At 39.3% G+C, this 25769-nt stretch carries 23 protein-coding genes; 4 read left to right on the plus strand and 19 right to left on the minus strand.

Features of this window, described 5'->3' with window-relative positions:
• Positions 1 to 66: 66 nt before the first annotated feature.
• From ACYVM0_RS17150 to ACYVM0_RS17190, 9 genes are all read right to left on the minus strand, one after another.
• Positions 67 to 3459: a hypothetical protein gene (locus tag ACYVM0_RS17150; protein WP_460558917.1), complete on the minus strand. Its 3393-nt coding sequence runs from the start codon at positions 3457 to 3459 to the stop codon at positions 67 to 69.
• An 83-nt stretch (positions 3460 to 3542) separates the two neighbouring features.
• Positions 3543 to 4181: a hypothetical protein gene (locus ACYVM0_RS17155; RefSeq protein WP_460558919.1), complete on the minus strand. Its 639-nt coding sequence runs from the start codon at positions 4179 to 4181 to the stop codon at positions 3543 to 3545.
• A 10-nt stretch (positions 4182 to 4191) separates the two neighbouring features.
• Entirely contained in the window at positions 4192 to 4413 is a 222-nt protein-coding gene (locus ACYVM0_RS17160; protein WP_460558921.1) for a hypothetical protein, read from the minus strand.
• 27 nt (positions 4414 to 4440) lie between these two features.
• The gene (locus ACYVM0_RS17165) at positions 4441 to 4872 is read right to left on the minus strand and encodes a peptidoglycan recognition protein family protein (RefSeq protein WP_460558923.1); all 432 of its coding nucleotides are present in this window, start codon (positions 4870 to 4872) and stop codon (positions 4441 to 4443) included.
• A gap of 11 nt (positions 4873 to 4883) precedes the next feature.
• The gene (locus ACYVM0_RS17170; protein WP_460558925.1) at positions 4884 to 5438 is read right to left on the minus strand and encodes a hypothetical protein; all 555 of its coding nucleotides are present in this window, start codon (positions 5436 to 5438) and stop codon (positions 4884 to 4886) included.
• A 429-nt stretch (positions 5439 to 5867) separates the two neighbouring features.
• Positions 5868 to 6173: a hypothetical protein gene (locus tag ACYVM0_RS17175; RefSeq protein WP_460558927.1), complete on the minus strand. Its 306-nt coding sequence runs from the start codon at positions 6171 to 6173 to the stop codon at positions 5868 to 5870.
• A gap of 12 nt (positions 6174 to 6185) precedes the next feature.
• The gene (locus ACYVM0_RS17180) at positions 6186 to 8384 is read right to left on the minus strand and encodes a hypothetical protein (protein WP_460558929.1); all 2199 of its coding nucleotides are present in this window, start codon (positions 8382 to 8384) and stop codon (positions 6186 to 6188) included.
• Positions 8385 to 8577: 193 nt separating this feature from the next.
• On the minus strand, positions 8578 to 8790 hold the full coding sequence (locus ACYVM0_RS17185; protein ID WP_460558931.1) for a hypothetical protein: 213 nt from the start codon (positions 8788 to 8790) through the stop codon (positions 8578 to 8580).
• Between the two features lie 23 nt (positions 8791 to 8813).
• Entirely contained in the window at positions 8814 to 9842 is a 1029-nt protein-coding gene (locus ACYVM0_RS17190) for an ImmA/IrrE family metallo-endopeptidase (protein ID WP_460558933.1), read from the minus strand.
• A gap of 349 nt (positions 9843 to 10191) precedes the next feature.
• Between ACYVM0_RS17190 and ACYVM0_RS17195 the strand changes: the two genes are divergently transcribed.
• The gene (locus tag ACYVM0_RS17195) at positions 10192 to 11280 is read left to right on the plus strand and encodes a C1 family peptidase (RefSeq protein WP_460558935.1); all 1089 of its coding nucleotides are present in this window, start codon (positions 10192 to 10194) and stop codon (positions 11278 to 11280) included.
• A 7-nt stretch (positions 11281 to 11287) separates the two neighbouring features.
• Here the strand turns inward: ACYVM0_RS17195 and ACYVM0_RS17200 are convergent, their stop codons facing one another.
• Positions 11288 to 11722 carry a hypothetical protein gene (locus ACYVM0_RS17200; protein WP_460558937.1) on the minus strand — a complete coding sequence of 145 codons (435 nt, stop codon included), beginning with the start codon at positions 11720 to 11722 and terminating at the stop codon, positions 11288 to 11290.
• Positions 11723 to 11840: 118 nt separating this feature from the next.
• Positions 11841 to 14774 (minus strand): M16 family metallopeptidase, encoded by a 2934-nt coding sequence (locus ACYVM0_RS17205; protein ID WP_460558939.1) that lies wholly within the window; start codon positions 14772 to 14774, stop codon positions 11841 to 11843.
• A gap of 115 nt (positions 14775 to 14889) precedes the next feature.
• Between ACYVM0_RS17205 and ACYVM0_RS17210 the strand changes: the two genes are divergently transcribed.
• The gene (locus tag ACYVM0_RS17210; RefSeq protein ID WP_460558941.1) at positions 14890 to 15801 is read left to right on the plus strand and encodes an alpha/beta hydrolase; all 912 of its coding nucleotides are present in this window, start codon (positions 14890 to 14892) and stop codon (positions 15799 to 15801) included.
• Between the two features lie 37 nt (positions 15802 to 15838).
• Positions 15839 to 17047, plus strand: a complete 1209-nt coding sequence (locus ACYVM0_RS17215) for an S-adenosylmethionine:tRNA ribosyltransferase-isomerase (RefSeq protein WP_460558943.1) — start codon at positions 15839 to 15841, stop codon at positions 17045 to 17047.
• Here the strand turns inward: ACYVM0_RS17215 and ACYVM0_RS17220 are convergent.
• From ACYVM0_RS17220 to ACYVM0_RS17250, 7 genes are all read right to left on the minus strand, one after another.
• Positions 17034 to 17627 (minus strand): L,D-transpeptidase family protein, encoded by a 594-nt coding sequence (locus ACYVM0_RS17220; RefSeq protein ID WP_460558945.1) that lies wholly within the window; start codon positions 17625 to 17627, stop codon positions 17034 to 17036. The two genes, ACYVM0_RS17215 and ACYVM0_RS17220, sit on opposite strands and share 14 nt — an antisense overlap.
• A gap of 294 nt (positions 17628 to 17921) precedes the next feature.
• Positions 17922 to 18845 (minus strand): hypothetical protein, encoded by a 924-nt coding sequence (locus ACYVM0_RS17225; protein WP_460558947.1) that lies wholly within the window; start codon positions 18843 to 18845, stop codon positions 17922 to 17924.
• A gap of 3 nt (positions 18846 to 18848) precedes the next feature.
• Positions 18849 to 20309: an MBOAT family O-acyltransferase gene (locus ACYVM0_RS17230; protein WP_460558949.1), complete on the minus strand. Its 1461-nt coding sequence runs from the start codon at positions 20307 to 20309 to the stop codon at positions 18849 to 18851.
• Positions 20310 to 20550: 241 nt separating this feature from the next.
• Positions 20551 to 20958, minus strand: coding sequence for a DUF4332 domain-containing protein (locus ACYVM0_RS17235; protein WP_460558951.1), 408 nt, complete (start codon positions 20956 to 20958; stop codon positions 20551 to 20553).
• A gap of 184 nt (positions 20959 to 21142) precedes the next feature.
• Positions 21143 to 22033 carry a porin family protein gene (locus tag ACYVM0_RS17240; RefSeq protein ID WP_460558953.1) on the minus strand — a complete coding sequence of 297 codons (891 nt, stop codon included), beginning with the start codon at positions 22031 to 22033 and terminating at the stop codon, positions 21143 to 21145.
• Positions 22034 to 22052: 19 nt separating this feature from the next.
• Positions 22053 to 23159, minus strand: a complete 1107-nt coding sequence (locus ACYVM0_RS17245; RefSeq protein ID WP_460558955.1) for a hypothetical protein — start codon at positions 23157 to 23159, stop codon at positions 22053 to 22055.
• A gap of 82 nt (positions 23160 to 23241) precedes the next feature.
• Positions 23242 to 23727, minus strand: a complete 486-nt coding sequence (locus ACYVM0_RS17250) for an RNA polymerase sigma factor (protein WP_460558957.1) — start codon at positions 23725 to 23727, stop codon at positions 23242 to 23244.
• A 195-nt stretch (positions 23728 to 23922) separates the two neighbouring features.
• On the opposite strand from ACYVM0_RS17250, the gene kbl reads away from it, so the two are divergent.
• The gene (gene kbl / locus ACYVM0_RS17255) at positions 23923 to 25107 is read left to right on the plus strand and encodes a PLP-dependent aspartate aminotransferase family protein (protein ID WP_460558959.1); all 1185 of its coding nucleotides are present in this window, start codon (positions 23923 to 23925) and stop codon (positions 25105 to 25107) included.
• Between the two features lie 12 nt (positions 25108 to 25119).
• Here kbl and ACYVM0_RS17260 read toward each other — a convergent pair whose 3' ends face one another.
• A complete protein-coding gene (locus tag ACYVM0_RS17260) occupies positions 25120 to 25722 on the minus strand; it encodes a trimeric intracellular cation channel family protein (RefSeq protein ID WP_460558961.1) in 603 nt (200 codons plus the stop codon).
• Positions 25723 to 25769: the final 47 nt, after the last annotated feature.

Genomic DNA, 25769 nt, shown 5'->3' on the forward strand with positions numbered 1-25769 from the left:
TAGCCGCTGTAGGTGTTCATTTTTAGTCTTTCGCTTTTATTATGCGATCATCAACTTACGTGATGATTATTCCAGTGGCGCTACTCCTGATGGCGCCATGGGGAGCTCTCCAGGAAAGACAGGGTAGCCAGCTCCACCGGGTCCCGTCGGGTCGTTTTCGCCGAGCATTGTGGTTTGTAACTGCACAATATTGTTTTGGTCATCGCCGCCGCATTCGCAAGGCAGGCCCTGTGTATTGAGGCCAATACTGCCAGCCTGTATAACAGAAAGGGTGGTGGGCACCCGTGTTTCCCAGGTATCATCAACATAGTAGGCAGGGTTCTTTAATTCTTCCACAATGGAAAGATATAATTCATCCCCCACCACAGGCACCTGGCCGCCATTCCAAACCTGGCCGGTGGCCATATAATGCATCACAGCTTCTTCAAATCCTGGCCTCACTGTTACGATTACACGTGCAAGACCAGCCTGTAAAAAAGAACGGAATAAAGGATCGTCCACATCAGCCTGGTACATACTTTGCCATGCGGCCCTGTTGCCCCAGTAAAACGGATAAAAGCTATAGCTCAGCAGTTCCCATTCAAAAGCCTGTTCCATAAATTTGGCACGGGCGGCATAACGATCCATTGTTTCAGTAATATCAGGCAAAAGTGTATCCACTGTACTGCCGCTGTAAAACTTTTGCCCCAGGTTGTAATCACCCACCAGGTACGTCATACAGTTTTTACGCAATACTGTATTTTCAATGATACGGTAAAAGCCTGGATTGGTTCCTTTACTACCTGCATCCACTTGTGCGCTGGCCACTGCATCATTATAATCAGCCAGCTTATCTTCGTAGGCCTTAATAATTGCGGCAAATGTACTCACCTGCCACTTCGTATATGCTTCTGCGGTACGGTGGCAATTGGCCATTACATTGATGGTTAAACCACCAAGATCCCTTACTTCGGCAGATATAGCCAGTTCTTTACGAACAGGATTTGCAAAAGACACCGCCTGGTTAAGGTTATTATACGCCCAGAGTGAAAACCATGCCTCACCCACACGTATGTTGGTGTGCGACCATTCATCTTTGTCGGGATGAAAATGAAATGTGGCACCCACTCTCACACCAGTGGTTTCGTAATCATCCGGTAAATCCATTTTAAAGGATTTAGCACCGGTAAAATTCCAGCCGGGTGCATCGGTTGTATTCATTTCATAGGCTTTGCTGATAGTGATATATTCTTCAACGGGGCTTTCAATTGCTGCGTTAAATGCTGCAGCCCATTTGGCAGCCAGCGGCTCATTAACGCTACGGTAGTCTGGTAATCCGGCAGTACGTGGATCTATTGGTTTTTGCAATACCTGCACGGTTGTACCCTGCACTACATTTTTCATTGCTTCGGCATGAAATACGGCTGGTTGCGGCACCATAAATTCATACATCAAACGCTTACCATAATTATACACCTGGTTGTTGTATATTTTATCAACCCAACGGTATATGCCGCTTACATGATTGGTACCCTTGCGATTATCAAAACCGTGTTTGTTTTGTTCTTCAAACTCTTCTATCACTTTAAGTATCCGCTCTTCTCTTACCTTTTGCACCACCCTTTCCATCGCTCTTTCGGTTACATCTTTCGCAAGACTTACTGCCTGCGAATTGGAATTTTGAGTAGAAGTATGATAAGCGAAGTTGCTGTTCAATGAAGTGTCTCCCATAAAAGGTATCTTCATATTAGTACTTGCACTAAGGCTGGTTGAAAAATCTTTACTGATCACTTCAGATGCCTGTTGATTCATTTCATACCTGTCGGTACTGGTTGTATCAGTCAGTTGTTCTTTCTCAGTTTGTTTTTCTGTAGTAATTGTTTCCTCTGATCTTCTCAGGCGTCGGGTACTTTTCTCTTTATATTCTTTGGCCATTATGTTTTCAATATGGCTCACTTCTCCGGGCACATAGCAACAGGTAGTTTGCTCCACCTTCCTGTAATCTGCAATACCCAGCCTTTTGATACCAAAGCCAAGCGGCACATAATCTCCGTTTGTACCGGGTTCCGGTGTTGCGGCCGATAATGTCATCCTTCCCGATGCGCCGGCAGTTACAGAAACCTGCGTATTGAACGTTAATATGTCGCCATTGGCCAATCTTATTTCTCCGGTAAGGCCAAAAGCAGCTGTGCCTGCAGGAATTGAAAAACCATTAGGAAACAGTTGCACTATCATGTAATTACCAGATGCCGAATCAATAAAGGTACCGTTGGTATTATTACCGTTAGATGTTGCAGCTGAATAAGTTGCATACACAGCATCTGCATTGGGATAGCCCATGTTGATAGCCACAACGATCTTGTAGGTAGAAGAAGCAGTAAAAGGCACCATCTGAATTACGTAAGTGTATTGCTGCCCTGGAAGAGGCAGTACCTGGCCAACAGGCAATAGTGCATTATTGATCTTTACTACCTGGCTGGATGCTTTTTCATCATCAAAAGAAAGCGTGGTTTGTTTTTTCAATTCATCTGCTAAATATGCAAATGCTGCATTAAAATCAGGTTGTGCAAACAGGTTTAATTTTGCTGCCAGTAAAAGGCTTTGTGCCGATAAATGGGCAGATACGTCCTGTTGACTCATTTCACTGGAAGGAATAAACGAAAATGGCTGTACATCAACAGCTGGTACATCAACAGGTTTTTGGTCGGCTGTATTGTCCACCTGGCTTTGTCTTCTTCTGAAAGAACAGTCGAGGTCATACTCATTTCTTGCAGCCTCGTATTGCAGGCTGGTCTTTTGATTATATGCCTGCTGTGCATTTTTCAATTCCTCAGTAAGAACGGATATCTGTTCAACTTTTTCTGTTGCAACTACCCTATCTATCTGTACCTGCAATTCCCGTGTATACACTGGTTGCGTAACCGGGGCTGCAGTCGCCGGCAACGATGCAGTGCCATAAAACTCCTGCGGAATCACCACTCTTGACAATACCAGTTTATTTCTGCCTTCGGATGGGCCAGATTTTACATAGTGATTGGCAATGAGTACATTAATTACCAAATCCCTTACATAAGAAGATTTGTTGGCAATAAGCTGGTAAAATAAATTATCCCAGATGGTGACAAGCTGGCTGTTGCTGAGTTGTGCAACCCCTGAGAAATTCTCCGGAATAGTTTGCGTTCCATCGCTCACTTCCCTGGCATTTTTTGCCAGCCAGTTGGCAAAGTCATAAAAATTTTGCCCAATAAAACTTTTTACAGCCTCAGGTGATTCTAATGCACCGAAGGTGCTGGCTAATGTTTTCCACGCCTGCTCACGGGTAGCTTTATCCGCAATAGGACTGGCCACCAGGCTGTGGAAGTATCCTTCAGCGGCCGGGTTGGGATGATAAACAAAGTTCTTTTGTTTGTTTTCATCCGAGATTAGTTCCGGGCTTCGCATGGTAGCAAACCGGAACAATGTGTTCGTGATTTTTTTCATTTTGTTGTTTTTTTTAAATTATTAAATGGATATCCGGTACCTGTGATATCACAGGCATTAACATGTTAAAGAGTTATATTTTTTTACTTGACGAGGTAATGAGCTGTAATACCTGCAGCAATCACTAAAAGGCCTGAAACCATTTTAGTTTTAAACTGCTGTCGCCTGAGTGACCGCTTCATTTTTTTATTGATCCCGCTCAATAGTTCCTGCTGAAGCAAACTTTGCCGGAACAGATCATTGAGGTTATTATAGCGTTGGTTTTGTAAATCAGTTGCAGCATCTTTAAGCACCAATTGGCTTTGCTGGTTATTAATAACGGCCTCAAACAGACTATCTTTTTCTGTACTGCTTTCTACCCAAAGCTTTAAATTGTTCCTTAGTGAATCACAATCTTTAATAAATTGGGTAGTATCCTTTTTTGCAGAGTCATTGCCTGAGAGCTTTACTAATTGTGATGTTATCAATGCGTTCTTCTTTTTGCTTTTATCGAGTAAAAAATTAGTTGACAACAATTCTGCATGCAATGATTTCGTTCGCTTCGTTAATGAATCCGTTGCCTTCTGAAAATTCTGTTCCGACTGTTCTGCTTTTTTTTCCAGTTCAGCCGGCTGAATCACTCTTACATCTTTGTTGTTATCATTGCAGGTGAATAGCATGCAAAGGGCAATACCAGTGATCATGCTTAAAAAAGAAAAAAATATTGTTCTTGATATGTTCATTGTATAAAGTTTAATTATGAGCGATTGTTTTTTCTTCAATGGAATAGCCAAAACATCCTGTGCCAATCATAGTAGCAAATGTGTAAAACATATACTCTGGTATCACACGACCGAAGAACTGCTGGGCTACCCAACTGGTTATGATAACAAGTATGAATGCAGCCACTGCAAATTCCCTCAGGCTAAAATTGCCATTTTTGTCTTTGAATAATTGTTGAATAAATGTTTTCATAAAGTTTTTTTTAATGAATTGATTGAATCAGTTTAAAAGTTCCGGCCCCGCTTCTTTAAGCCAGCTTCTTACATTAAAAGACGGGCAGGCTTTTGTTACATTTGGAAAATCACGATGCCCCTGTATTTTGGCTGCCGGATATCGTTGCTTTAACTCAGCCAGTTTTTTAAGCAATGCTATTTTTTGTTCAGTGGTCCGGTTATCAAGCGCATTGTTATTATCATCAATACCACCGATATAAGAAATGTGTACCGAATGCAGGTTGAAATTTTTCACCCCATTAGACACCTGGTCTTCCGGAAGCAGGTTGATGATCTCCCCATTTCTTTTGATGATATAATGATAGCCTGGTTGCTTCCAGTTTTTTTGTTCTTTCCAGTACCGCTCAATGCTTTCTATTGTTGTAGTAACCGGGGTTGCCGTACAATGCACCACGATATAGTTGATCTTTCTTTGCATATTTTTAAGGTTTAATTTTGATATAATTGTTGCACAGTTGCTATCTGAAAAAGGTTCAGCAATCCCGGTGTGTTACGTTCAATGAAATACGATCTCCAGTATTCATAATTGCCCCGTGATGGGTCTTTACTTACTTCTAGTACAGCTTCAGCCAGCGCCTTGATGCCTGTTTTATAAGCAGGTAATGACCTCCGGATAGTAGTAATTTTATCATACCATTGCTGCGTACCCGAAAAACCCAGTTTATTTTTATCATCCAGCCATACCGAAGGAAGCGGAATATACCTGCCCGGATTTTTAGTTATATAATCTCTTGCCAATAATACACGCTGGCAAAAAGCAAGCAATGTTTTCTCGGGGTTTTCTGAATGCAGGTGAACTGCGATCTTTTGTTTGGCCAGCTCAATTTCTTTCATTGAAAATTTTACCGTATTCCATAAAGCAGAATAGGCAAAATTCCAGGCTGTGTTTACGTATTGCGTTTGTTGGCTGGCAAGTGTTGCATAACCTTTTTCCGAAGCTGGTGAAGCATAATTTTTTGTCTGCTGAATTTTAACCTGTCTCATGATGATTGTTTTATTGTTATTTACTTATTACATCACAAACATACTATGGTGGAGGAGGGTCACTGTCCGCTTTGGGTAGTTATGAGCAGCGATGGGAAGGAATGAGCAGGAACAAGTATCAATGGGCAATTTTGTGGAGAGAGAGGTAGAAATGGCTTAAATTAAAAAAACCGCCGGAAGGCGGTTGAGAAGTTTAGAGTAAACTGGACGGTAAGAGAAGCTATTTGCTTAGAGGAAATTTTTGTTTGATAAATATTATTAGATCCTCTTCTGCAGAGATTTTTTTATGAGTGTTTGGGTGTAGTACTTTTCAAAAAAAATCTTTATTATTTGCCTTTACTAAGTCTGTTGGCATAGGTATATGATTCATCCAAATGCATTAAAAAACCACCCGTAGGTGGTTCTTCTTAAATAATTATACCTCATACATTAGCTCTTTCGAATTGGGTACCATCTGTCTGCTTCGTACTCTTGTATATAATAATCTTTCGAATGCGCAGTTCCAAATTCAATAATCTTTCCTGTTTCATTTTGTACCAGAAATGGCGCATTACCTGCTAAAGCATATCTGTAATCTTTGGTTTCAATATATTTTTTGTTGTTATAAACATATATGTTCCCATAATTTTTTTTAAGAGTGAATTCATGAAGAAGTATTACTTCCTTTGATGTTCCTTCAAACATATCGGCAATATACTTTTCGGCAATTTCGTCCATTTCTTTTTCTGTAAGCATAACTATATAATTTTATTTGGTTTTGAAATATTTAAATTCTACATATCCGGCTTTCAAATTTGCTGCTTTGCCGATTTGGCCATCTATAAATTTTAATTCGCCTTTTATCTTAACCACATTAAAAACATGACCTATTTCATTAATCCCTTTATTACCAAAAATAATGCCCCTTTCACCTTCTTTCATAACATTCTGTAACGAAGGAATTTTGTAGGTTAAAAATGTTTTACCATACATCTCCTCTAACTCAAAAATATCTCGAGGCTTGGAAGGCATTGCTTTAGAAATTTTTCCTGTCTCCAGAAATTCATCCACTTTCTGTACCACATTTATACAATTTCTGTCCGAAATTTGTACAACTGCATTATCAATTACTTCGTAGTTAAAATGTTCAAGTGCTTCATCTAAATATTTTAACGCCTCTTCAGGTTTTATTTTTTCTAATTTTTTTGCACTTGCTAAAAACTGTTCAACATTTTTAGTTGTTTTTATATTTTCAGCCATCCCAACCACCTCCTCCAAATGCTTCTTAATCTCTCTTTCTTCCTTACTCAGTGTTGCATCAGCCTTTTTTCCAAGTTCTTCCAGCGCCTCACCTCCAGTTTGCCACAGTTTCTTTTCCACCAGTGTAAAGGCAATGTCTGCGGCGCCGGCACATAAATTTAACCAATTAAGATAATTCTTAAGCTTAGAGCAAAAACTTCCTTTTTCATCACAACTGTTTACAAAGTTAAGCATGGTGCTCATAACACCGCTTGCCAGTTCCACCACACCAAAGCTTAACCTTAATATTCTCGCCCATTTAGGCAGGGTGGCCAGGTAACGCAATTTTAAAAGGTTGCCAAAGCCCGAAAAAGTTGTTACAATATCCAATACAAGCCAGGTTGCTTTTTCAAAATCATGCCATACATTCTTATCCGCAAAAGCTTTAAGATAAAAAGCCGGGATTAATGTATCTGGCAGTATCATCTCTCCTTCTTCACCTATTTCAGGCAATTGAACCGGTTGGAAAAAACTGTAAGCTGCCCTGAACTGTAGTTCTTCCCTGAAATCATCAGGATTTTCTCTATTACCTGTTCGGTAGTGGACGGTCACTTTTTCATAAGCCATTATGCTTTGCTTATCAAACTTAAACGAATAATTGTCAGTATAAAAACCAAGTATTTTTTTTGGCTGGTAGGCAAGCGTTTCTGGTTGTCCGTTATAGGTATGATTATTAGGGTTGGCATAACTGCTGTAGCTCCAGATAAGATACAATACCCGCATGGCAGCTGTAAAATTTGGTTGTCCGGCCCAGTCGTTCATCTTTTCATACAATATCTGGAACATCACTTTCTTATTAATCAATCTTGTACTGAATTCTCCCAGCAAGCAATCATGATCATCTTTTTTGCCAGTAGCAAAAGCTCCAATAATTTTAAGAACAAGGGCTTCTTCGTTGATATATTTATATCCGTGCTCTCTTACTGAACCTTGCAGTATTGTGGCTAGATCGTTTATTAAACTGTCGTTATCTCTTGTTTTAAAAACAAAGTCGGGCATCCAGTGATACAGCCAGGCCATAGTGCCTGGCTTATCTTTTGCTTTATTTAATGCATCCGTATAACGCCTTTGAATATTATCCAAAGATGAAGCCGACAAATACAAGCCTTCAGCTTTACACAATGCTCTATAAGTTTCAAAATTCATGGTTTCAATTTGAATAGCCCATTGATTTTTTCGCTTTTGCGTAACCGGGTCGGTATAATAAATATGATCACGAAACTTTATTATCCCTTTTCCAGGATCAAGTTCAAATACAAAACCAATGTGATTCCTGTCTATTTTAATATAACCCCGTTTTTTGTTCAGCACACCATCAAAAAACAAAAGATCTTTTCCTTGTTTATATTCAGTATCACTAGGAATTCCAGGCGGAATCAGTACAGATCTCAACTCGTCCAGAACCTGGTCAACCATTGTGTCTCCTTCATCCTTTGACTCGGTATGCGGTGGAAAAAAATTACCCGGAAAAGGATCACCTGCAGGAACAGTGACTTTACTTTCATAAATCCGGTAGTCATAAGGAATCATCGTACCATGATACATTTTAATATCAGGGATCAATTTTTCAAAATTTACATGATTTACGTATCCTTCATCGTTGAAAATGCTTCCTTCACCAAATGGTGATGTGTACTCTGGAAATTCATTATTGATAATATTCTCCATAGCTTTTTATATTATAACACAAACATACTATCACCCGTAAACCTCACTGTCCGTTTTGCGTAGTTATATGCAGCCTTAGGCAGGATTGAGCAGGAAGAGGAAGTTTTGCGTTACCACAAAAGAGTAGTAATAAAAAAACCACCTGTACAAAGTGGTTGCGTTAACTGGTCATGATGGTAATTCATTTAAAGCGTTAGTCATACTCTTTGGGTAAACCCAGCAGGTCAAATATTGTTTCTACCTGTTTTACTGTAAAGAACCTGCCCTGCCGTTTGCCAATCTTTTCCAGGTGTGGTTTAAGCCAGCGGTTCATAGTGCGCACACTTATCTCGTATAAAGAAGCCAGTTCTCCAATGCTGTAAGCCTTTACTTCTACCATTCTTAAAGTCCTTGTTATCGTTGTCATGTTAATTATTTTAATGTTCATATCTAACTGTATAATTCCAGGTAGTCACTCACTTCTAAAGAAAGCAATGCCGCCATTTCAACTGTGCCCAGTTTTAATTTTTCACGGCAGTCCGCCAGTATCGAACGTATCAAATGCGGTTGTTCTGCCGGCACATCCAGTTCCTGTGGTTCCCTTCTTCTTATTTTCAACTGGTTAAACTGCTGCAGCAAATAGCGTTTCTGGTTAGCCGTTACAAACCCAAGATCATCTGCACGGTATAATAAAGCGATCATCGACACTTTCCATTTTCTTTTTAATTCTCCCAGTAAAGACACACTGATACCGTTTTCAAAATCTTTCCTGATCTCTTTTTCCGGCATTAAAAAAGCTGCTGCAAACTGGTTGGCTTCATGCGAAATATCCCTGTCATGTGCTATCGCTGTACAACTTTGCAAAAGATGCCATAGTTCGTAAGCCAATGAAAAACGCTGCTTATCGCCCAGTAATGAAGCATTCAGGAATATCACCGGAAATTTATTACTGGTGATAATGCTTTTGCTGTCCACTCTTTCGGTACCAAAATCAAACGTATTTACCAGTATGCCCTTTTCTTCCAGCAATTGAAGCAGGTTGGGAATAACAGGGGTATTTATATTCCATGCCTTACGAACCAATGAAGCAATAGCAGCAGGAGTATTTTTCTCCGTAACCTCGTACACCGGTAGCACTGGTAATTGCGTGCCTCCCAGATTGGTTAAAAACTCAACGTGCATGCGCATAATATTGATCTGTGCTTCAATGGGGGTGATGATCTTTGCCGGAACATTTTGCCTTTTACGGTATGCCAGGTTTACCGGCAGCAGGTCTCCTTTCTGGTAAAAAAAATGAACAGGGTAGCCTGTGGCATCTGCAATGGCTTCTAACAAATCAGGTGAAGCCTGTGCATCACCATTCTCCAGTCTTGAAAGATTGGCTTTATTGGAACGGATCTTTTCCGATAAAGTCTGCTGTGGCCATCCTCTTGATTCCCGTGCCAATAATATCATTTTGGGGTTCACTGTATTCATCATTGTGTTGTTGCAGCAAACCTAATAAATATTATTTGTAAAATTGATAAAAATGTTTCAAAAATGTTTATATTTTTGCTTTATACTGATTATCAATTATTTATGAAACTAATATTTTTAGCTAACAGCATCTCCTGCCTCTTTTTTAATCATGCATACTATGTCTTTTAAAATATATAAATTCGTTTATACCTTGTTGTTATTTACCGGCTACGCTGGTATTATTGCCCTGGCAGCAAGCATAAAAAAGCAGGTGCTTACCTTTCAGTTTAACAAATATCCGGAGTATATATACCCACCAAGCGGTATTGCAGTATCAGTAACTGTTGCATAACTTACACCAAACATTTTTATGATGCATCGTTTTGTATTGATCACCATATTACTTTCCAATGCCATTGGTATATCAGCACAATCCATAGCCACCACCAATCATACACTTACATTTACCAGTAACCTTCCTTGCACCAGTATCAAAGATCAATACCTGTCCTCTACCTGCTGGAGTTTTGGCGGCAATTCATTTTTTGAAAGTGAATTATTAAAGAACGGAAAAACAAATATTGATATCAGCGAAATGTATACGGCCCGTTTTGCATGGCTGCAAAAAATAAAATTACACCTGGAGAAAAACGGGTTGAATTATTTAACTCCAGGCGGTCAATTTCACAACATACAATGGGTAATAAAAAATTATGGCATGGTGCCCGAAGAAGTATATAACGGAAAGCCATCGAAAGAAAAAAACCACAACCACAGCTTATTGGATACCGCTATTACAAAATTTGTGGAAGGCCTTGTTAAAAGCAAAAAGAAAACAGCTTCTGCTGCAGACTGGAAATATATTAATGCATTATTCGATAAATACCTGGGCAAAATTCCGGCATCGTTTACTGTACAGGGTAAACAGTATACGCCCAAAACTTATGCTGCTGATTTTTTGCAGCTAAACCCGGATGACTATATGGAGATCATGTCCTTCACTCATCACCCATTTTATAAAAGCGCTGTTTTTGAAAACAAATACAATTTCTCTTTTGACAAATACATGAATGTACCTTTTGCTGATTTTGTTGCCATCACCGACAATGCCTTACAAAACGGCTATACTGTTTTATGGAATGGCGATGTTACTGATGAAGCATTTGATTTTTCTAAAGGTGTTGCATTTTTACCAGATACCTTCAGCAACAAAGTACTCAGCAGGCAAGCCGCTTTTGCAGATAGCAGCAGTTATATGGACCACCTGATGCATATTGTTGGTGTAACCAAAGATGAGAAGGGCCATAAATGGTATTACCTTAAAAATTCATGGGGAACCAACAATGCGCTGGATGGTTATATGCTGATGGATGAAAATTATTTTTCAATAATGACTGCTGCCATTGTGGTGAATAAAAAGGCAATACCTGTTGCAATACGGGTAAAAATGAACCTGTAATATTGTACTATTTTATTTCCTTTACAATTTTATCACAGGCATTTAATTTTATTTCTCCTTCACTCTGCAATAGTTTTTGATCTCCTGATTCAACTTTATATTTATAAATTCCGGCTTGTAATTCATACAGACATTCCTGGCCATTACTGGCTATTTTAAGTGTTAGTGCCGGTGCATATACCTGCCCTGTTCGTTTAAAAAAGCTAATAGTGATACTGTTACCCGAAATATTTTTATAGCAAATGTCTGCCAGGTTTTTTTGCACACAACTGTCTTTACTTTCAATAAGGCTTTGCCGGGGTGCTGCATTTTTGGGGGTTTTAAAAACACGTACTAATTCTACCAGGGTTTTACCGCCCTCAATAAGGTTTGATGCAGTATTGCTTTGCGCTGTTGCATTGATACCAACCATTAAAAATGCAGTTGTAATTAGTCTTCTCATAATAGTAAATTTTATTTCGGATATACCAGCAGGATGCTGTTTATTTTTAGTTTACACAAATTATTAAAATAAAAAAGAGCCCCGTATTGGAGCTCTTCAAAAAAATAGTATTAAAATATTAGTACCCGAATATCTCTTCCAAACTCAACCTTTTCAACTCACCATATTTTTTCATGGTATCTTCTGTTACTTTTTTATCAGAAGCCACCACACAATACGTGTACGGTTTATTGGCAATATACTCGCTGTGGAATTTTTTCAATTCAGGATACCCGATCTTATCTACCGCAGTATAAGTCGTTTTACGGATATCACTGTTCAATCCTTTTTGCTGTGCAGTAAGGTAGTTGAAAATGATACCGTCCTGAGTAATGCGTTCTGTTTCGATATCTTTTTTAATACCGGCACGGGCAAACTTAATATTTGCTTCCACATTCGGCAGATCATTCAACAGCTCATTCATTGCTACAATAGATTCGTTGAATTTATCAGCCTGGCAACCCACGTATGCTAAAGTATAAAACGGATCTTCCTTTTTATCAGGCTTTGCGTAAAACGCAAAAGTAGAATAGGCCAATGCTTTACTTTCTCTTATGGTTTGAAAAACCAATGCTCCCATACCGCCACCAAAATAATTATTAAAGATGTCGATCACCGGTTCTTTATCAGCACTGTACGGCGCCGTATTCCTTACCCAGCGTATTTCACTCTGCACCATATTGTAATCTGCAAACAACACTTCATTTTTAGTTTGCGTTACAGTAGGAAATTCCATTTTTTTATCCGCCATTTTAAATGCAGCTGGTATGGTATGTACTGTTTTTAAAGCGGCAGTTAATTGTGCCAGTGGCTGAGGACCATAATATAAAATTTTATGGCTGTAACTGTTTAAACTATGCAATGCATTCACTAATTCATCAGCAGTAGCATTTTGCAATTCATCGTTACTTAATGTGTAATTGAAAGGGTTTTTGCTGCCGAATCTTGCATAAGAAACCAAACCACCCATAATGGCAGCCTTATTGGCTTTAGCATCTGTTCTTGATTTTGTGAGTCTTGCTTTTAAAGATTTCAATGCTGTTTCATCTCCTTTACAATTTTTCAACACATCTTCAAACAAGCTTACTGCTTTGGTAAAATTATCCTGTAAGCCCTCAATGGTTACCGTTGTAAATTCGGTACCGGCGCTGATGGTAAAGCTGCAGGCTATCTGGTAAAATGCTTTGGTAATTTCTTCGGCACTCATTTTATCTGTACCTAAAAATTGCAGGTACTGTGCAGCCAGGCTTAATTTTTTATTATTCCAGGTACCCATGTCAAAACGGTAACGCAGGCGGAAGATGCTATTGTCTTTATTCTGTACATACAATACTTCTGCCGGACCCAGTTTTGCTTTTTGTACGTCTTTATTATAATCAAGCCAAACAGGTTTTACCACGCTTGCAGGCATATTATTTACCTTAGTTACAAAATCTGATTGTGCATCACGATTGGTTTCTACAGGCGTAATTGGTGGCTTCTCTACTTTTATAATGCTCTTATCTTCTCCTTTGCGTTTGTAAATAAAAACATAATTATCCTGGAAGTATTTGTTGGCAAAAGCCACAATATCCTTCTTGGTTAATTTAGATAACTGGTCGGTATAGGCTACCTGGTCTTTCCAATCCAATTCAGATGTAAAAGCCTCCATCAGGTCATTTGCCCTGGAGCCATAAGTTTCTGTGCCCAGTATTTTATTCTTCTTTTGGTTGTTGATGATGGCTGTAATAAGGTTATCATCAAAATTGCCTTTCTTCAGATTTTCTATTTCCCCTAGCATTAAAGCTTTTACATCTTCCAGTGATTGGCCCTGTGTTGGATTACCCTGCATAAATAAAATACCATAGTCAATCAGCGTAAATGCAGATGCAGAAGCCCGTAATAATTTCTGTTTCTTTACCAGGTTCAGATCCATTAAACCAGCTTTACCATTAGTAAGTATCTGTCCCACTAAATCGGCAAGCAACACATCTTTATCTTTATTGCCCGGCAGCCTGAAACCGATGGTTACACTTTCTGCATCAGGCCCCACTACTTCCGCTCCAATTGGTGCAGTAATAGGAGCTTCTGCGCTAAAAGTATATTTTGTTACCGGCTTGTTTTGCATGTAAGAAAATGTAGCCTCCACTTTCTTTATCATTTCATCGCAATTAAAATCACCACTTAAAATAATACCCATATTATTGGGCACATACCAGGTATTGAAGTATTTCCTGATCTCTGTTAAGGAAGGATTTTTTAAATGCTCTATAGTACCAATGGTGGTCTGTTTGCCGTAATTGTGATTTTTAAATAACTCTTCAAATAATTTTTCCTGTACTTTTCTGCCATCATTATCTAATCCGCGGTTTTTTTCTTCGTATACGGCTTCCAGTTCGGTATGAAAAATTCTCAGTACCGGGTTCCTGAATCTTTCGCCCTGTACTTTAAGGTATTTATCAATGGCGTTAGCAGGCACATCATCTGTGTACACCGTTTGTTCAAAAGAAGTAAACGCATTGGTACCCTGCGCTCCCATCGAACTCATCATTTTATCATACTCATTGGCAATAGCATATTTTGAAGCCACGCCGGATACAGAATCAATGCGGTGATAAATGGCTTTGCGTTTTTCAACATCTGTAGTATGATTGTATTCTTCATATAAAGCATCAATTTTATCCAGCTCAGGTTTTTCTTTAGCCCAATCTAATGAGCCAAACTTATCTGTGCCTTTAAACAACATATGCTCCAGGTAATGCGCCAGCCCGGTATGATCGGCCGGATCTGTTTTACTACCTGCCTTTGTAGCCACATAGCATTGAATACGGGGGTCTTTATTGGTAGGGCTTAAAATTACCGTCAGCCCGTTTTTTAAGGTATAGAACCTGGCTTTGGCCGGGTCGTTGGTTACATATTTATAAGTAAATCCTCCCGACGTGGCTTCTTTCCACTCGTACTTACCGGTTTGGGCAATACTACTCACTGAAATTGCCAGCAACAGTACAAAACCCAGCTGTTTAAAAAATCGCATACAAGATTATTTTTAAAAGTTAAAATGAATGGCTAAAATAGTGATTCTGGCACTTAAATTTATACCGTTCGCAATATTATTACCTTTACATTTGAAAAATTTTATCACTGTTGATATGAAGAAATTCCTGAAGTATTTTTTACGCACTGTATTGGTGCTATTTATCCTGGTAAATATCATCACTGCTTTTCATGCATATAAATTCACGCATTTTTATGATGCTGGCGAGGCGGCACCACAAAGCAAGGCGGCTGCAATTTTATTGGGCATCAATGCCTTTAAACAACAAAATGCCATTGCCGATTCGGGTAACGAAAAGGTTATTTTAACCACGGCTGATCATTTAAAATTAGAAGGCTGGTATAGTGCAGCAGCTGTTGCCAAAGGAACAGTATGTTTATTTCACGGGCATGGCGGCAAAAAAAGCGGCACCAATGCCGAAGCAGAAGCGTTCAGGAAACTGGGGTACAATACTTTTCAGTTAGACTTCAGGGCGCATGGTAACAGCGAGGGTAATACCTGCACCATTGGCTATTACGAAAGTGAAGATGTAAAACTGGTATATGATTTTGTAAAAAGCAAGGGTGAAAAAAATATTGTGTTGTGGGGTATCTCCATGGGTGCTGCCACCATTACAAAAGCCATCAATGATTACCAGTTGCAGCCCGGTAAAATTATATTGGAAATGCCTTTCGGTTCAATAGTTGAAGCTGCCGAAGGAAGAATAAAAATGATGGGCTTACCTGCAGAGCCATTGGCAAGACTGATTACTTTTTGGGGAGGTACCGAACATGGCTTCTGGGCTTTTAATATGAAGCCCTCATCGTTTGCAAAAAAAATAACCTGCCCTGTGTTACTGCAATGGGGCGCTAACGACCCCAGAGTTTCCAGGAAAGAAATTGATGATATCTACAGCAATATTTACACTGCAAAAAAATTAGTGGTATATGACAGCAGCGCCCATGAAAGCCTTTGTAAAAAAGAAAATGAAAAATGGGTGTCAACCATTACGGAGTTTTTAAAATAATTTTTCACCTTCTATACTTATCTGCCTGATACGCCCCATGCATCCTAAGAATATTTCCATACTTGATTTCACGTATCATCTTCCCGATGAAAGAATTGCATTGCGTCCATTAGAAGAAAGAGATGCGTCTAAATTATTAATTTATAAAGCCGGTATCATCGGCCAGGACACTTACAGTAATATTCATGAGTACCTTCCTGAAAACAGTTTATTGGTTTTTAACAATACCAAAGTAATTAATGCCAGGATATTGTTTACCAAACCAACCGGTGGTGTTATAGAAATATTTTTGCTGGAACCTTATCATGCAGATTACACATCCACATTAACAGCAACCAAATCCTGTCAATGGAAATGTTTAATTGGTGGCGCTTCCAAATGGAAAGACGGTGCATTACAATTAACAGCGCACAATTATACATTAAAGGCACAGTTAAAAGAGAAATTAACTGATGCTTATGTAGTGGAATTAAACTGGAATGGCAATATACCCTTTGCAGAAATACTGGAGCAAACCGGCAATATCCCTTTGCCACCGTACATCAAAAGAAAAGTAGACGAAGCAGATAAAGCACGCTACCAGACTATTTATGCGGCGCATGACGGCTCCGTAGCGGCGCCAACAGCAGGCTTGCATTTTACACAAACTGTTTTTGAAAAACTAGCCGCAAAAAATATCCGCAAAGATTTTGTAACACTGCATGTAGGTGCAGGTACATTTAAGCCTGTAAAAGCAGCTACCATGCAGGGGCACGAAATGCATGCAGAATGGATTGATGTAAGTATTGAATTCATTGAAAATTGTATCCGCAATATCAACAACCATATTATTGCCGTTGGTACTACTTCTTTAAGAACATTGGAAAGCCTTTATTGGTTAGGTGTTAAAGCAGCACTTGACCCTTTATCACCGGCATTAAATATTACGCAGTGGGAAGTATATGAGGAGTTGGCAGCAAAAGAAAATATTACCGCTAAAGATGCATTGCAGTGCTTAGCCAGCTGGTTGAAAAAAAATAATTACTCCAGGCTTTTTACCCAAACACAAATTTTAATTGCGCCTGGCTACCAGTTTAAAATTGCGAAAGCTATCATTACCAATTTTCACCAGCCGCAATCTACGTTACTGTTATTAGTATCTGCAGCAGTGGGTGATTACTGGAGAAAAATTTACGATTACGCTTTAGAAAATGATTTTCGTTTTCTGAGCTATGGCGACGGAAGTTTGTTGTTTATTGCTGAATAGTAACCGGCGTACCTACAGGGATATAACTGAAGAGGTCTTTCATTTCGGTGTATTTTACAGATACGCAACCGTCCGTCCAGTTATAAAAATTATCTACCGTCCATTCTTCGTCGGGCCTTGTGGCGTGTATGGCTATACCATCGCCTATCTTAGCATTCTTAGGAATCTGGCCACTGGCTTTTCTTTGATTGAACCTTTGGTAGCTTACTTCATTGGGATAATCCAGTAAAAGTTCCGGACCCCATTTAGGATGTATTTTTTTTAATACTACTTTAAATTTTCCATCAGGCGTACGCTTATCGCCTTCTTTCATTTTATCACTCAGGTCTTTACTGCCAAATACAATCGGATAGGTGGCATACCAACCTTCATCATCATATACTTTCAGTTCGTAATCGCTTTTATCAATAATTATGTAGTAGGGATTTGAGGTGGAGTCTGCAGCCGCCGGTTTAGGTTTAGGGGTAAGTTTTGCTGTTCTGGAGGGAGTCTTTTTCTTTTTGCCCTTATCGGTTGTAAAAGACACTAATGCCAAGATCGAAAACAATACCATAAAATGATTAAACCGAAGTTGTTTCATACCTGAATCAATTTGTGTTTCTATTACTCAAACGCCGTGCCATGTAAAAATATTTTAAACATGTGAATAACATTAACAATTCATAAGCAATGTGGAAAAATATTTTTAGCCTTGCCCTATAATTTACTGACAATCAAATTATACAGTTAAGGCAGTAATTACAATGTTTATAAAAGGAATTTTACGTGGTAATAAACCAACTGATACGCAATTATACTAAGCCCTTGTTATAAGTACAGGAAAAACTGTTTGCAAAAAACAAAAAACTATTGTGCAAACCATGTTAATGCATTGCTATTTAGTAGCTGCTATCCAGTTGGCTATTACAGCAGATACTGCTTTACCGGAAGATTGGTATAAGTGATTACCATCAACATACTGGTAAGTGTTGTCGGCTTTTTTAAAGTTCAGGTAAGGTACAGTAGTTTTATCCGATACCGTTTTTATCTTTTCGTCAAAGTCGGGCATCAGTTCATCTTCCTGGTCAAACATCCTTTGGTTAATGGGTAAACGCACCAGGTAAACTTTACCGTGGCTTTGCAAAAAATTAATGGTCTTTTCTAAATAATTCAACCGCACCGCCGAAAATTGATATACCGGTAAAAAGTTTTTCCGGTAATCTGCTATCTTATTTTCCAGGCGTTGCGCTACCGCTGTGCTGTCCATCGGAACGTCTACCTGTAACCAGCCGTCTTTATGTAACAGCAGGTCGGGAGTGCTCTTCCATTTTCTGATAATATTTATGTAGGGTTCGCCATACGACTCTACCAGGTAAGGTATATTGGGGTTTAGATTAACATATTTTGTTTTGCCTACAAAGCTTTTATTTTCCCTGAAATGTGAAGAATCATTGGGATCTGCAGTTGAGGCAGACAAGCTCCATGGATCAACTGTGATAACAAAAATGCCATGCTTTGTACCGGGGTCAAGTTTTTTGGTGATGCTTTCAAAATAAGCATACCCGAAAGGAGAATCGGTAATTGTAAAAGAATAATTAAAAAAATGTTCGTTACTGTTTTTATACAGCACCGAATCAAATACCGCCGGCTGCAAACCCTGTGCAGCTCTTGATGTACCAATGATCAATGAATGTTGCGGTGCTGTGGTAAACCGCAGGTAATATGCATCTGATTTACCATCTGCAATAAAAAAAACAAAAAGCATTCCTGCAAATACAAGCAGCGTAAACAAAGCAACGTTAAACAGGAATCTTTTCATAATTTAAAACTGAAAATAAATAAATTGTTGTTCTTTACCGGCAAATAAAAAAATCAGCATGGCAATACAATAATAAAAAAACCAGCGCACCGGCCTGGGCCATTTTAATCCCAAGGCGGCTAATGCATATTGATGCTCCCGGCCCAGCCATTCAATTACAATAAACAAAAATAAAAACAACAGTAAAATATAAGGATGATTTTGAGAACCCACTAATGCTTTAAAATCGGGCATGCTGAATACCGACCGGGAAAATATACCACCGATATAACTCATCGCTGCATCTAAACTTTTAGCCCGGAAGAATATCCAGGCAAAAACTGTTAATGAAAAGGTGAGTATAATGGAAAGGAATTCTTTTATTGTAGGAAAATATTTTCCTCTTGCCACAATATCAAGGTTACTACGATTGGTACTGAATATTATTGAAGGCATAATAAAGATCGCATTCAATAATCCCCATACAATAAATGTCCAGTTGGCACCATGCCAGAATCCGCTCACTAAAAATATGATAAATGTATTGCGTACTTTAGACCATGTACCACCCTTACTGCCACCTAAGGGAATGTATAAATAATCCCTGAACCAGGAGGATAATGAAATATGCCAGCGCCGCCAGAACTCAGCAATATCTCTCGAAAAATAAGGAAACGCAAAATTGCGAAGCAGGTCGATGCCCAATAATCTTGCGGTACCTAATGCTATATCCGAATAACCCGAAAAATCCCCATAGATCTGGAAGGCAAAAAACACGGCACCAAGCACCAATGTACTGCCGGTATGATCGCCGGCATGATTAAAGATAGTGTTGGCGTACTCTGCACAATTATCTGCAATTACAATTTTTTTAAACAGGCCCCATAAAATCTGCCTTAAACCATCCACTGCTCTTGCCACATCAAAATGCCTTTCCTTTTTTATTTGCGGCAATAAATGCGTTGCTCTTTCAATAGGGCCGGCAACCAGCAAAGGGAAGAAACTTACGAAGAGTGAATAATCAATAAAATTCTTTTCGGGCTTTATTTTATTGTGATAAATGTCTATTACGTAAGAGAGGCCATGGAATGTATAGAACGAAATACCAACGGGCAAAATTACCTGCAACGACCAGAAATTTGTTTTTATACCCAATAGTGAAAGTGTATCTGCCAGGGAAGAAGCAAAGAAATTAAAATATTTAAACACTCCCAGAAAGCCCAGGTTAACACCAATGCTTAGCCAGAACCAGAATTTTTTCATCTTCTGGTTGGGGGCTTCATGCATTTTTATACCGGTAAAATAATCCAGGAAGGTTGAAAAGATGAGCAGGAATAAAAAGCGGTAATCCCAGCAGGCATAAAAAAAATAGCTGGCCACCAGCAGCAACATATTCTGCAGCTTTAATTTTCCATTTGTAGCAAACCAGTACAGAAAAAAAATGATGGGCAGGAATAAGGCAAAACCCAATGAGTTAAAAAGCATAAGTTTTTCTGGTTGTCGGTTGTAAGTGTTATCGGTTGCCTTAAGGCCCTGTTTTACAAATGTAAATTAAAGAAGGGAAATAATTTAAAGCGATAAAAGATATCGGAAAAAACGGCAATAAAATCCAAAAAGGTTGCAGGATAGTAAAGGAGCAGTAGTAAAGCTATAAAACAATACTACCGCAGTATTTACAGGTGTGAGTAAAACTACGGTAGCCATTGAAATTAAAAACAAAAACAAATCAGTGAAAAACTTTTTGTTCCAGAGTTTTGGCCTGGTCAATCATTTTTTGCAGTTGCTCTGCGGATGGTACACGGCCACTTAGATTTTTAACCTCATTTACTTCCTGCATTTTTGCAGCAAGGTTAACCGCACTACGGGTAGCCAGTTCTTTTATGGTATCCACGCCTGCAGCTTCCATCAGTTCAGCTATCTGCCCTGCAATACCACCTACACGGTGAAGGTCGCTATGGTTTACCCAGGTTAAAATTTTTCCTTCATCAATACCTGTATTTTCTGCAAGTTTTTTACGCCCGGCCCTGGTACCGCATTGTGCAAGCAGTTCGTCGGTAGTATTTATACCGGCAGCTTTTAATTTTGCTTCAAAAACAGGCCCTATGCCTTCAATGTCGATAATACTGTACGCCATTTTTTAATTTTTAATTTTTCAGAAATTGTTTAGCCCAGCATAATAGATGTAAATGACTAATTAATGGTTGTACTGCCTGCAATAAAAAATCCCCGGTGTACCGGGGATCGTATGGTAAAACCCAATCCCTCGCCTGTATACACCCGGGTGTAACAGGCTTGGGTATGAGTGAGAGAGCTTTTTATTACCAGTTGCTGAAACGAACACCTACAGTGTAAGGTTTCATATCCAGGCTGTGATCGTAAAATGATTGCGGGCTGTAAGAACCATAAAAGCGTACTTTACCTAAACCCAATTCAGCTACATAACTGAATTTAAACTGGTTCAGATCATAATCACCTTTATTGCGGTCTTTACCACGTTCACTGCTTCTTTGTTTATTACGCTGACTGTACAGGTAACCTGCGCTAACACCGGCACTCAAACTGATCCCCTTTTTATGGCTTCCGGGATTGCTGGTAAAATTCAGCATAATTGGCACCGTTAAATAATCGGCGGCCAGTTTATTTTTAGAAAATGAAATGGAATCCCTGAAAATAAATGGGGCATTGGTTTGTAAACCTGCAGTATAAGGAATATAGCCACCTTCTTTATAACTGATAGCAGATTTGTAACGGTAATTATTCAACTCCAGCCCCACACCGTATTTTAAATTAACATAGTGCTTTACCAGGTTTAAGCGTTGCATAAAAAACCAGATGTTCACATTCACACTTTTACCGGAGCGTAATTTAAAATCGTTTTTATCTAATGCAGGGTAGCCTGGCCTGTTTTTCAGGTAACCGTCTGCAGTAGCCGTAGTGTAATTAGTGTTATCGGTATAGTTGGCAAACCCAAGGTCAACGATCCACCAGTTGGTGCTTACATTAGGATTCTTCTTTTTTGCTTTTTCATTACGGCCAAGGGTAATGTCTACTTCCTTTTTTTCTTTAGTATCCTTATCTCTTTTACCATTTTTTACGATGATGATACCGCCGATACGGATCGTATCTGATTTTGACCTTTTGGTACTGTCTTGTGCTGTTGCGCTGGAGCAAATGATTGCCAGTGCTAAAAATGTAATTAGCTGTTTCATGTTTCCGATTTTTAAAAAATTATTTAATGGCGATGTCGAAACCGGCAACTTTAATACCGTTGCCTGACTCGTCTTCGGTATTGCGCTCTACCAACCTTTTTACCTTGCGAAAGAAACCGCCGAGTTTTGTTTTCTTCCCTTTGCTATCATCGGGAGAAAGGCTGTTGCCTGCATTGTCGTCGGTATAGTTGGCGTTTAATGCGTAACCATTCACTTCAACATCATTTTTGTTTACATCAACAACTGGTGTTTTAATTCCGGACTTTATTTCAGTTGCTGTGTTCTTAGGTGTTACGTCTGCAGTTATGATTTCGTTACGTTCTGGTTTGTTAATATTTTCAGAATAAGGTTTAGGTAAATTATTAGTTAGCTTTTTTATATCTTCTTTTGCAACAACTATGTTATCATTTTGTTTTTCGTCTACTCTTTGCTGTATACCATTATTTAACTGCTGATCATTTTTTTGCGCCGCCTGTTTTACTCCATCATTAGTATTTGCTGTAACAGGGTTTGCTTCAACAGTAGTTTGTTGTTGCGGTAATGCAGGTGTAGCTGCTGTAATAGTATTGCCAGTTTGTTTTGGGGCGTTCGTCTTTGTTTGTCCCAGTCCTGCTGTTTCTCTTCCCTCCGTTTTATCGGTTTTAATAAATGTAACCGTAGCCCAGGTACCAAAACCCAGCAAAATTGCCGCGGCAGCTATCCTGCGCCATGGCAAGGCCACCACCCTGCCGCCTTCTTTTCTGTACAATGATTTTTTATCGGCAAAAACAATCGCAGTATCTGCTTCTAATTTAGTTTGCTGTAACAGGCTTAGCTCTTTACCGGCAGCAATATCAGTACGCAATAATTTTTCGGTAGTTAATTTATCGGCAGGGCTTAGTTCATTATCGATATACAATAACAAATTTTGCTGCAAGGCAGTAATTTCTTCTTTCAGTAAACTGGCTTTATTATCAAACACCACGTCGTCTGCATTAAATACAGTCTGCTGCAGCATATTCAATTCTGCTTCCAGGTCGGCATTTTCCTGCACAAATAATTCCACAGCTTTCCTGTCTGCAGCAGATAATTCATTATCTACATACAGTAAAAAAAACTCTTCGTAATTATGTCTGTTTAAGTTCATGGTTGATAGTTGATAGTTCATAGTTGATGGTTCATGGAACAAAAGCGGTTTAGACTATGAACCATGAACTATTAGCCATAAGCTAAATAACGTTTTCTACTTTTACAATATACTCTCTTAACAATAACCTTGCCCTGTGCAGGTAAACTTTCACCTGGCTTTCGTTCAGATTTGTGATCTGCCCGATCTCTTCGTAACTATAACCTTCATAATCTTTCAACATTACCAGGCTCCTCTGCAATTCGCTCAGTTTGCTCAAGGCCTCATTTAAAATGCGTTTGGTATCATGCTTTGGTGCTACTGTTCCCCTGTCGTTCTCATTAAACTCCTCTTTTAAGCTGATCCTTTTGTTCTTCCTGATATGATCAATCATCTGGTTATAAGCCACAGTAAAAAGGAAGCTCTTGCTCCTTTCATTATCTACCGTTTCCCTGTTCACCCACATTTTTTCAAAGGCGCCCTGTACCACATCACGGGCATCCTCTTCATGCCTCAGGTTCTTGAGGATGAAGCGGTACACATTGTCTGCATACAGGTTTACACATTCATTATATTCTCTCTCCGTCATGTAGGTGTTAGTGGGTTGGTTTTGTATAATACGAAGGTCTGAATAAAAAGTTACAGGAAAAGTGGAAAAAAGTACAAAAAGTAAATAAAGCCGATGAAGTGCTGGTAAACGGTTGCAGGTTGAAGCTGCGAAAATCCTGCCGAACCGTGCCATCCGTGTTCCATTTGCCTTACTTTTGCCCACTAAACTACGCTTATGAATCAGAAATTTGTTGACCGCATTGCTGCCGAACTCTCCGAAATTGAAGCCGCCGGCCTGTCTAAAAAAGAACGCATTATTGCCAGTGAGCAGGGGGCCGAAATTATTGTTGGCGGCACCACCGTATTGAATTTTTGTGCCAATAACTACCTGGGCCTCAGCAGCCATCCCAAAGTGCTGGCCGCCGCAAAAAAATATATCGACCTGAGGGGTTATGGCATGAGCAGTGTACGCTTCATCTGCGGCACACAGGATATTCATAAAGAACTGGAAAAAAAATTAGCCGAATTTTTAGGTACAGAAGATACCATTTTATATGCTGCTGCCTTTGATGCCAATGGCGGTGTGTTTGAACCCTTATTTGGCGAACAGGATGCCATCATCAGCGATGCATTGAACCATGCCAGTATTATTGATGGCGTACGTTTGTGTAAGGCGCAACGCTACAGGTACGAACATAATAATATGGAAGACCTGGAGGCAAAGCTGAAAGAAAGTGCTCATTTACGCAGCCGCATTATTGTTACTGATGGCAGCTTTAGCATGGATGGTACTATTGCACAACTGGATAAGATCTGCGACCTGGCCGATACCTACGATGCCATTGTAATGATAGACGAATGCCACTCTTCGGGCTTTTTAGGAAAGACCGGCAGAGGCACACACGAATACCGTGGCGTAATGGGGCGAATAGATATTATCACCGGCACATTAGGTAAAGCATTAGGTGGTGCAAGCGGTGGTTTTACGTCGGGCAGAAAAGAAATTGTGGAATTATTGCGCCAGCGTAGCCGCCCCTACCTGTTCAGTAATACTGTAGCGCCAAGTATTGTAGGTGCCAGTATTGCGGTATTGGATATGCTGAGCGAAACCACAGAACTGAGAGATAAACTGGAATTCAATACCAGGTATTTCAGGGAAAAGATGACAGCCGCTGGTTTTGATATTAAACCCGGCGACCACCCTATTGTACCCATCATGTTGTACGATGCAGTGGTAGCTCAGAATTTTGCTGCCAAATTATTAAGCGAAGGTATTTATGTGATCGGCTTTTTCTTTCCGGTGGTGGCAAAAGGACAGGCAAGGATACGGGTACAGTTAAGTGCAGCGCATGAGCAACAGCATTTAGATAAAGCGATTGCTGCGTTTACAAAAATCGGAAAAGAGTTGGGCGTAATTTAATCTTTGCAGATTTTATATTTCCGGCAGCATCAGCCTTTTTCTTTTAGAATAAATTCTGAGTGCTACAACAATTACCACGCATAAAAAAAGGTTGAGGTCTTTTGCTGAAATAAATTTATTAAGCACCAGATAACCTCCGCCACCAATGGCGCAGGCTGTTGCATACAGTTCTCCTTTTTTTAATAAATTGGGTACGGCATTGCAAAGTATATCGGCAATCAATCCGCCAAAAGTGGCTGTAATTACACCCATAATCAGGGCATAGGTTTCATTTAAACCATTGAGCAATCCTACCTTAATGCCGGTTGCCGTAAAAAGCCCCAATCCTATAGCATCTGTAAAAAAGATAAACTTATTAAAGTTGCGCAGGTTTTCTTTTAAAAAAAAGGTAAAGGCAGTGCCGGAAAGTACCAGTATCAAAGCAAGATTGTCATTAACCCAGTTCACGGGTTTTACACCAATTAATATATCTCTTAAAGTACCACCACCATAGGCTGTTACAAATGCCAGTACAATGCCACCAAAAATATCCATTTTGTAGGCACGGGCTTTTAGTGCACCCGTAATGGCAAAAATAAAAATACCGGTATAACTTATGATCTGTAAAAAATTCATACAACACAACAGCTTAAAGCAAAGTTAGGTTATATTGATCCGCTTTT

The organism is Ferruginibacter profundus (assembly GCF_054783275.1).

Bases quoted from the DNA above. Each gene is read 5' to 3' on its own strand.
- ACYVM0_RS17185 (WP_460558931.1), bottom strand. From the start codon at position 8,790: ATGACAACGATAACAAGGACTTTAAGAATGGTAGAAGTAAAGGCTTAC.
- ACYVM0_RS17260 (WP_460558961.1), bottom strand. From the start codon at position 25,722: ATGAATTTTTTACAGATCATAAGTTATACCGGTATTTTTATTTTTGCC.
- ACYVM0_RS17230 (WP_460558949.1), bottom strand. From the start codon at position 20,309: ATGCTTTTTAACTCATTGGGTTTTGCCTTATTCCTGCCCATCATTTTT.
- ACYVM0_RS17160 (WP_460558921.1), bottom strand. From the start codon at position 4,413: ATGAAAACATTTATTCAACAATTATTCAAAGACAAAAATGGCAATTTT.
- ACYVM0_RS17180 (WP_460558929.1), bottom strand. From the start codon at position 8,384: ATGGAGAATATTATCAATAATGAATTTCCAGAGTACACATCACCATTT.
- ACYVM0_RS17190 (WP_460558933.1), bottom strand. From the start codon at position 9,842: ATGATGAATACAGTGAACCCCAAAATGATATTATTGGCACGGGAATCA.
- ACYVM0_RS17240 (WP_460558953.1), bottom strand. From the start codon at position 22,033: ATGAAACAGCTAATTACATTTTTAGCACTGGCAATCATTTGCTCCAGC.
- ACYVM0_RS17245 (WP_460558955.1), bottom strand. From the start codon at position 23,159: ATGAACTTAAACAGACATAATTACGAAGAGTTTTTTTTACTGTATGTA.
- ACYVM0_RS17195 (WP_460558935.1), top strand. From the start codon at position 10,192: ATGATGCATCGTTTTGTATTGATCACCATATTACTTTCCAATGCCATT.
- ACYVM0_RS17210 (WP_460558941.1), top strand. From the start codon at position 14,890: ATGAAGAAATTCCTGAAGTATTTTTTACGCACTGTATTGGTGCTATTT.
- ACYVM0_RS17215 (WP_460558943.1), top strand. From the start codon at position 15,839: ATGCATCCTAAGAATATTTCCATACTTGATTTCACGTATCATCTTCCC.
- ACYVM0_RS17200 (WP_460558937.1), bottom strand. From the start codon at position 11,722: ATGAGAAGACTAATTACAACTGCATTTTTAATGGTTGGTATCAATGCA.
- ACYVM0_RS17165 (WP_460558923.1), bottom strand. From the start codon at position 4,872: ATGCAAAGAAAGATCAACTATATCGTGGTGCATTGTACGGCAACCCCG.
- ACYVM0_RS17220 (WP_460558945.1), bottom strand. From the start codon at position 17,627: ATGAAACAACTTCGGTTTAATCATTTTATGGTATTGTTTTCGATCTTG.
- ACYVM0_RS17235 (WP_460558951.1), bottom strand. From the start codon at position 20,958: ATGGCGTACAGTATTATCGACATTGAAGGCATAGGGCCTGTTTTTGAA.
- ACYVM0_RS17250 (WP_460558957.1), bottom strand. From the start codon at position 23,727: ATGACGGAGAGAGAATATAATGAATGTGTAAACCTGTATGCAGACAAT.
- ACYVM0_RS17175 (WP_460558927.1), bottom strand. From the start codon at position 6,173: ATGCTTACAGAAAAAGAAATGGACGAAATTGCCGAAAAGTATATTGCC.
- ACYVM0_RS17170 (WP_460558925.1), bottom strand. From the start codon at position 5,438: ATGAGACAGGTTAAAATTCAGCAGACAAAAAATTATGCTTCACCAGCT.
- ACYVM0_RS17225 (WP_460558947.1), bottom strand. From the start codon at position 18,845: ATGAAAAGATTCCTGTTTAACGTTGCTTTGTTTACGCTGCTTGTATTT.
- ACYVM0_RS17155 (WP_460558919.1), bottom strand. From the start codon at position 4,181: ATGAACATATCAAGAACAATATTTTTTTCTTTTTTAAGCATGATCACT.
- ACYVM0_RS17150 (WP_460558917.1), bottom strand. From the start codon at position 3,459: ATGAAAAAAATCACGAACACATTGTTCCGGTTTGCTACCATGCGAAGC.
- ACYVM0_RS17205 (WP_460558939.1), bottom strand. From the start codon at position 14,774: ATGCGATTTTTTAAACAGCTGGGTTTTGTACTGTTGCTGGCAATTTCA.
- kbl (WP_460558959.1), top strand. From the start codon at position 23,923: ATGAATCAGAAATTTGTTGACCGCATTGCTGCCGAACTCTCCGAAATT.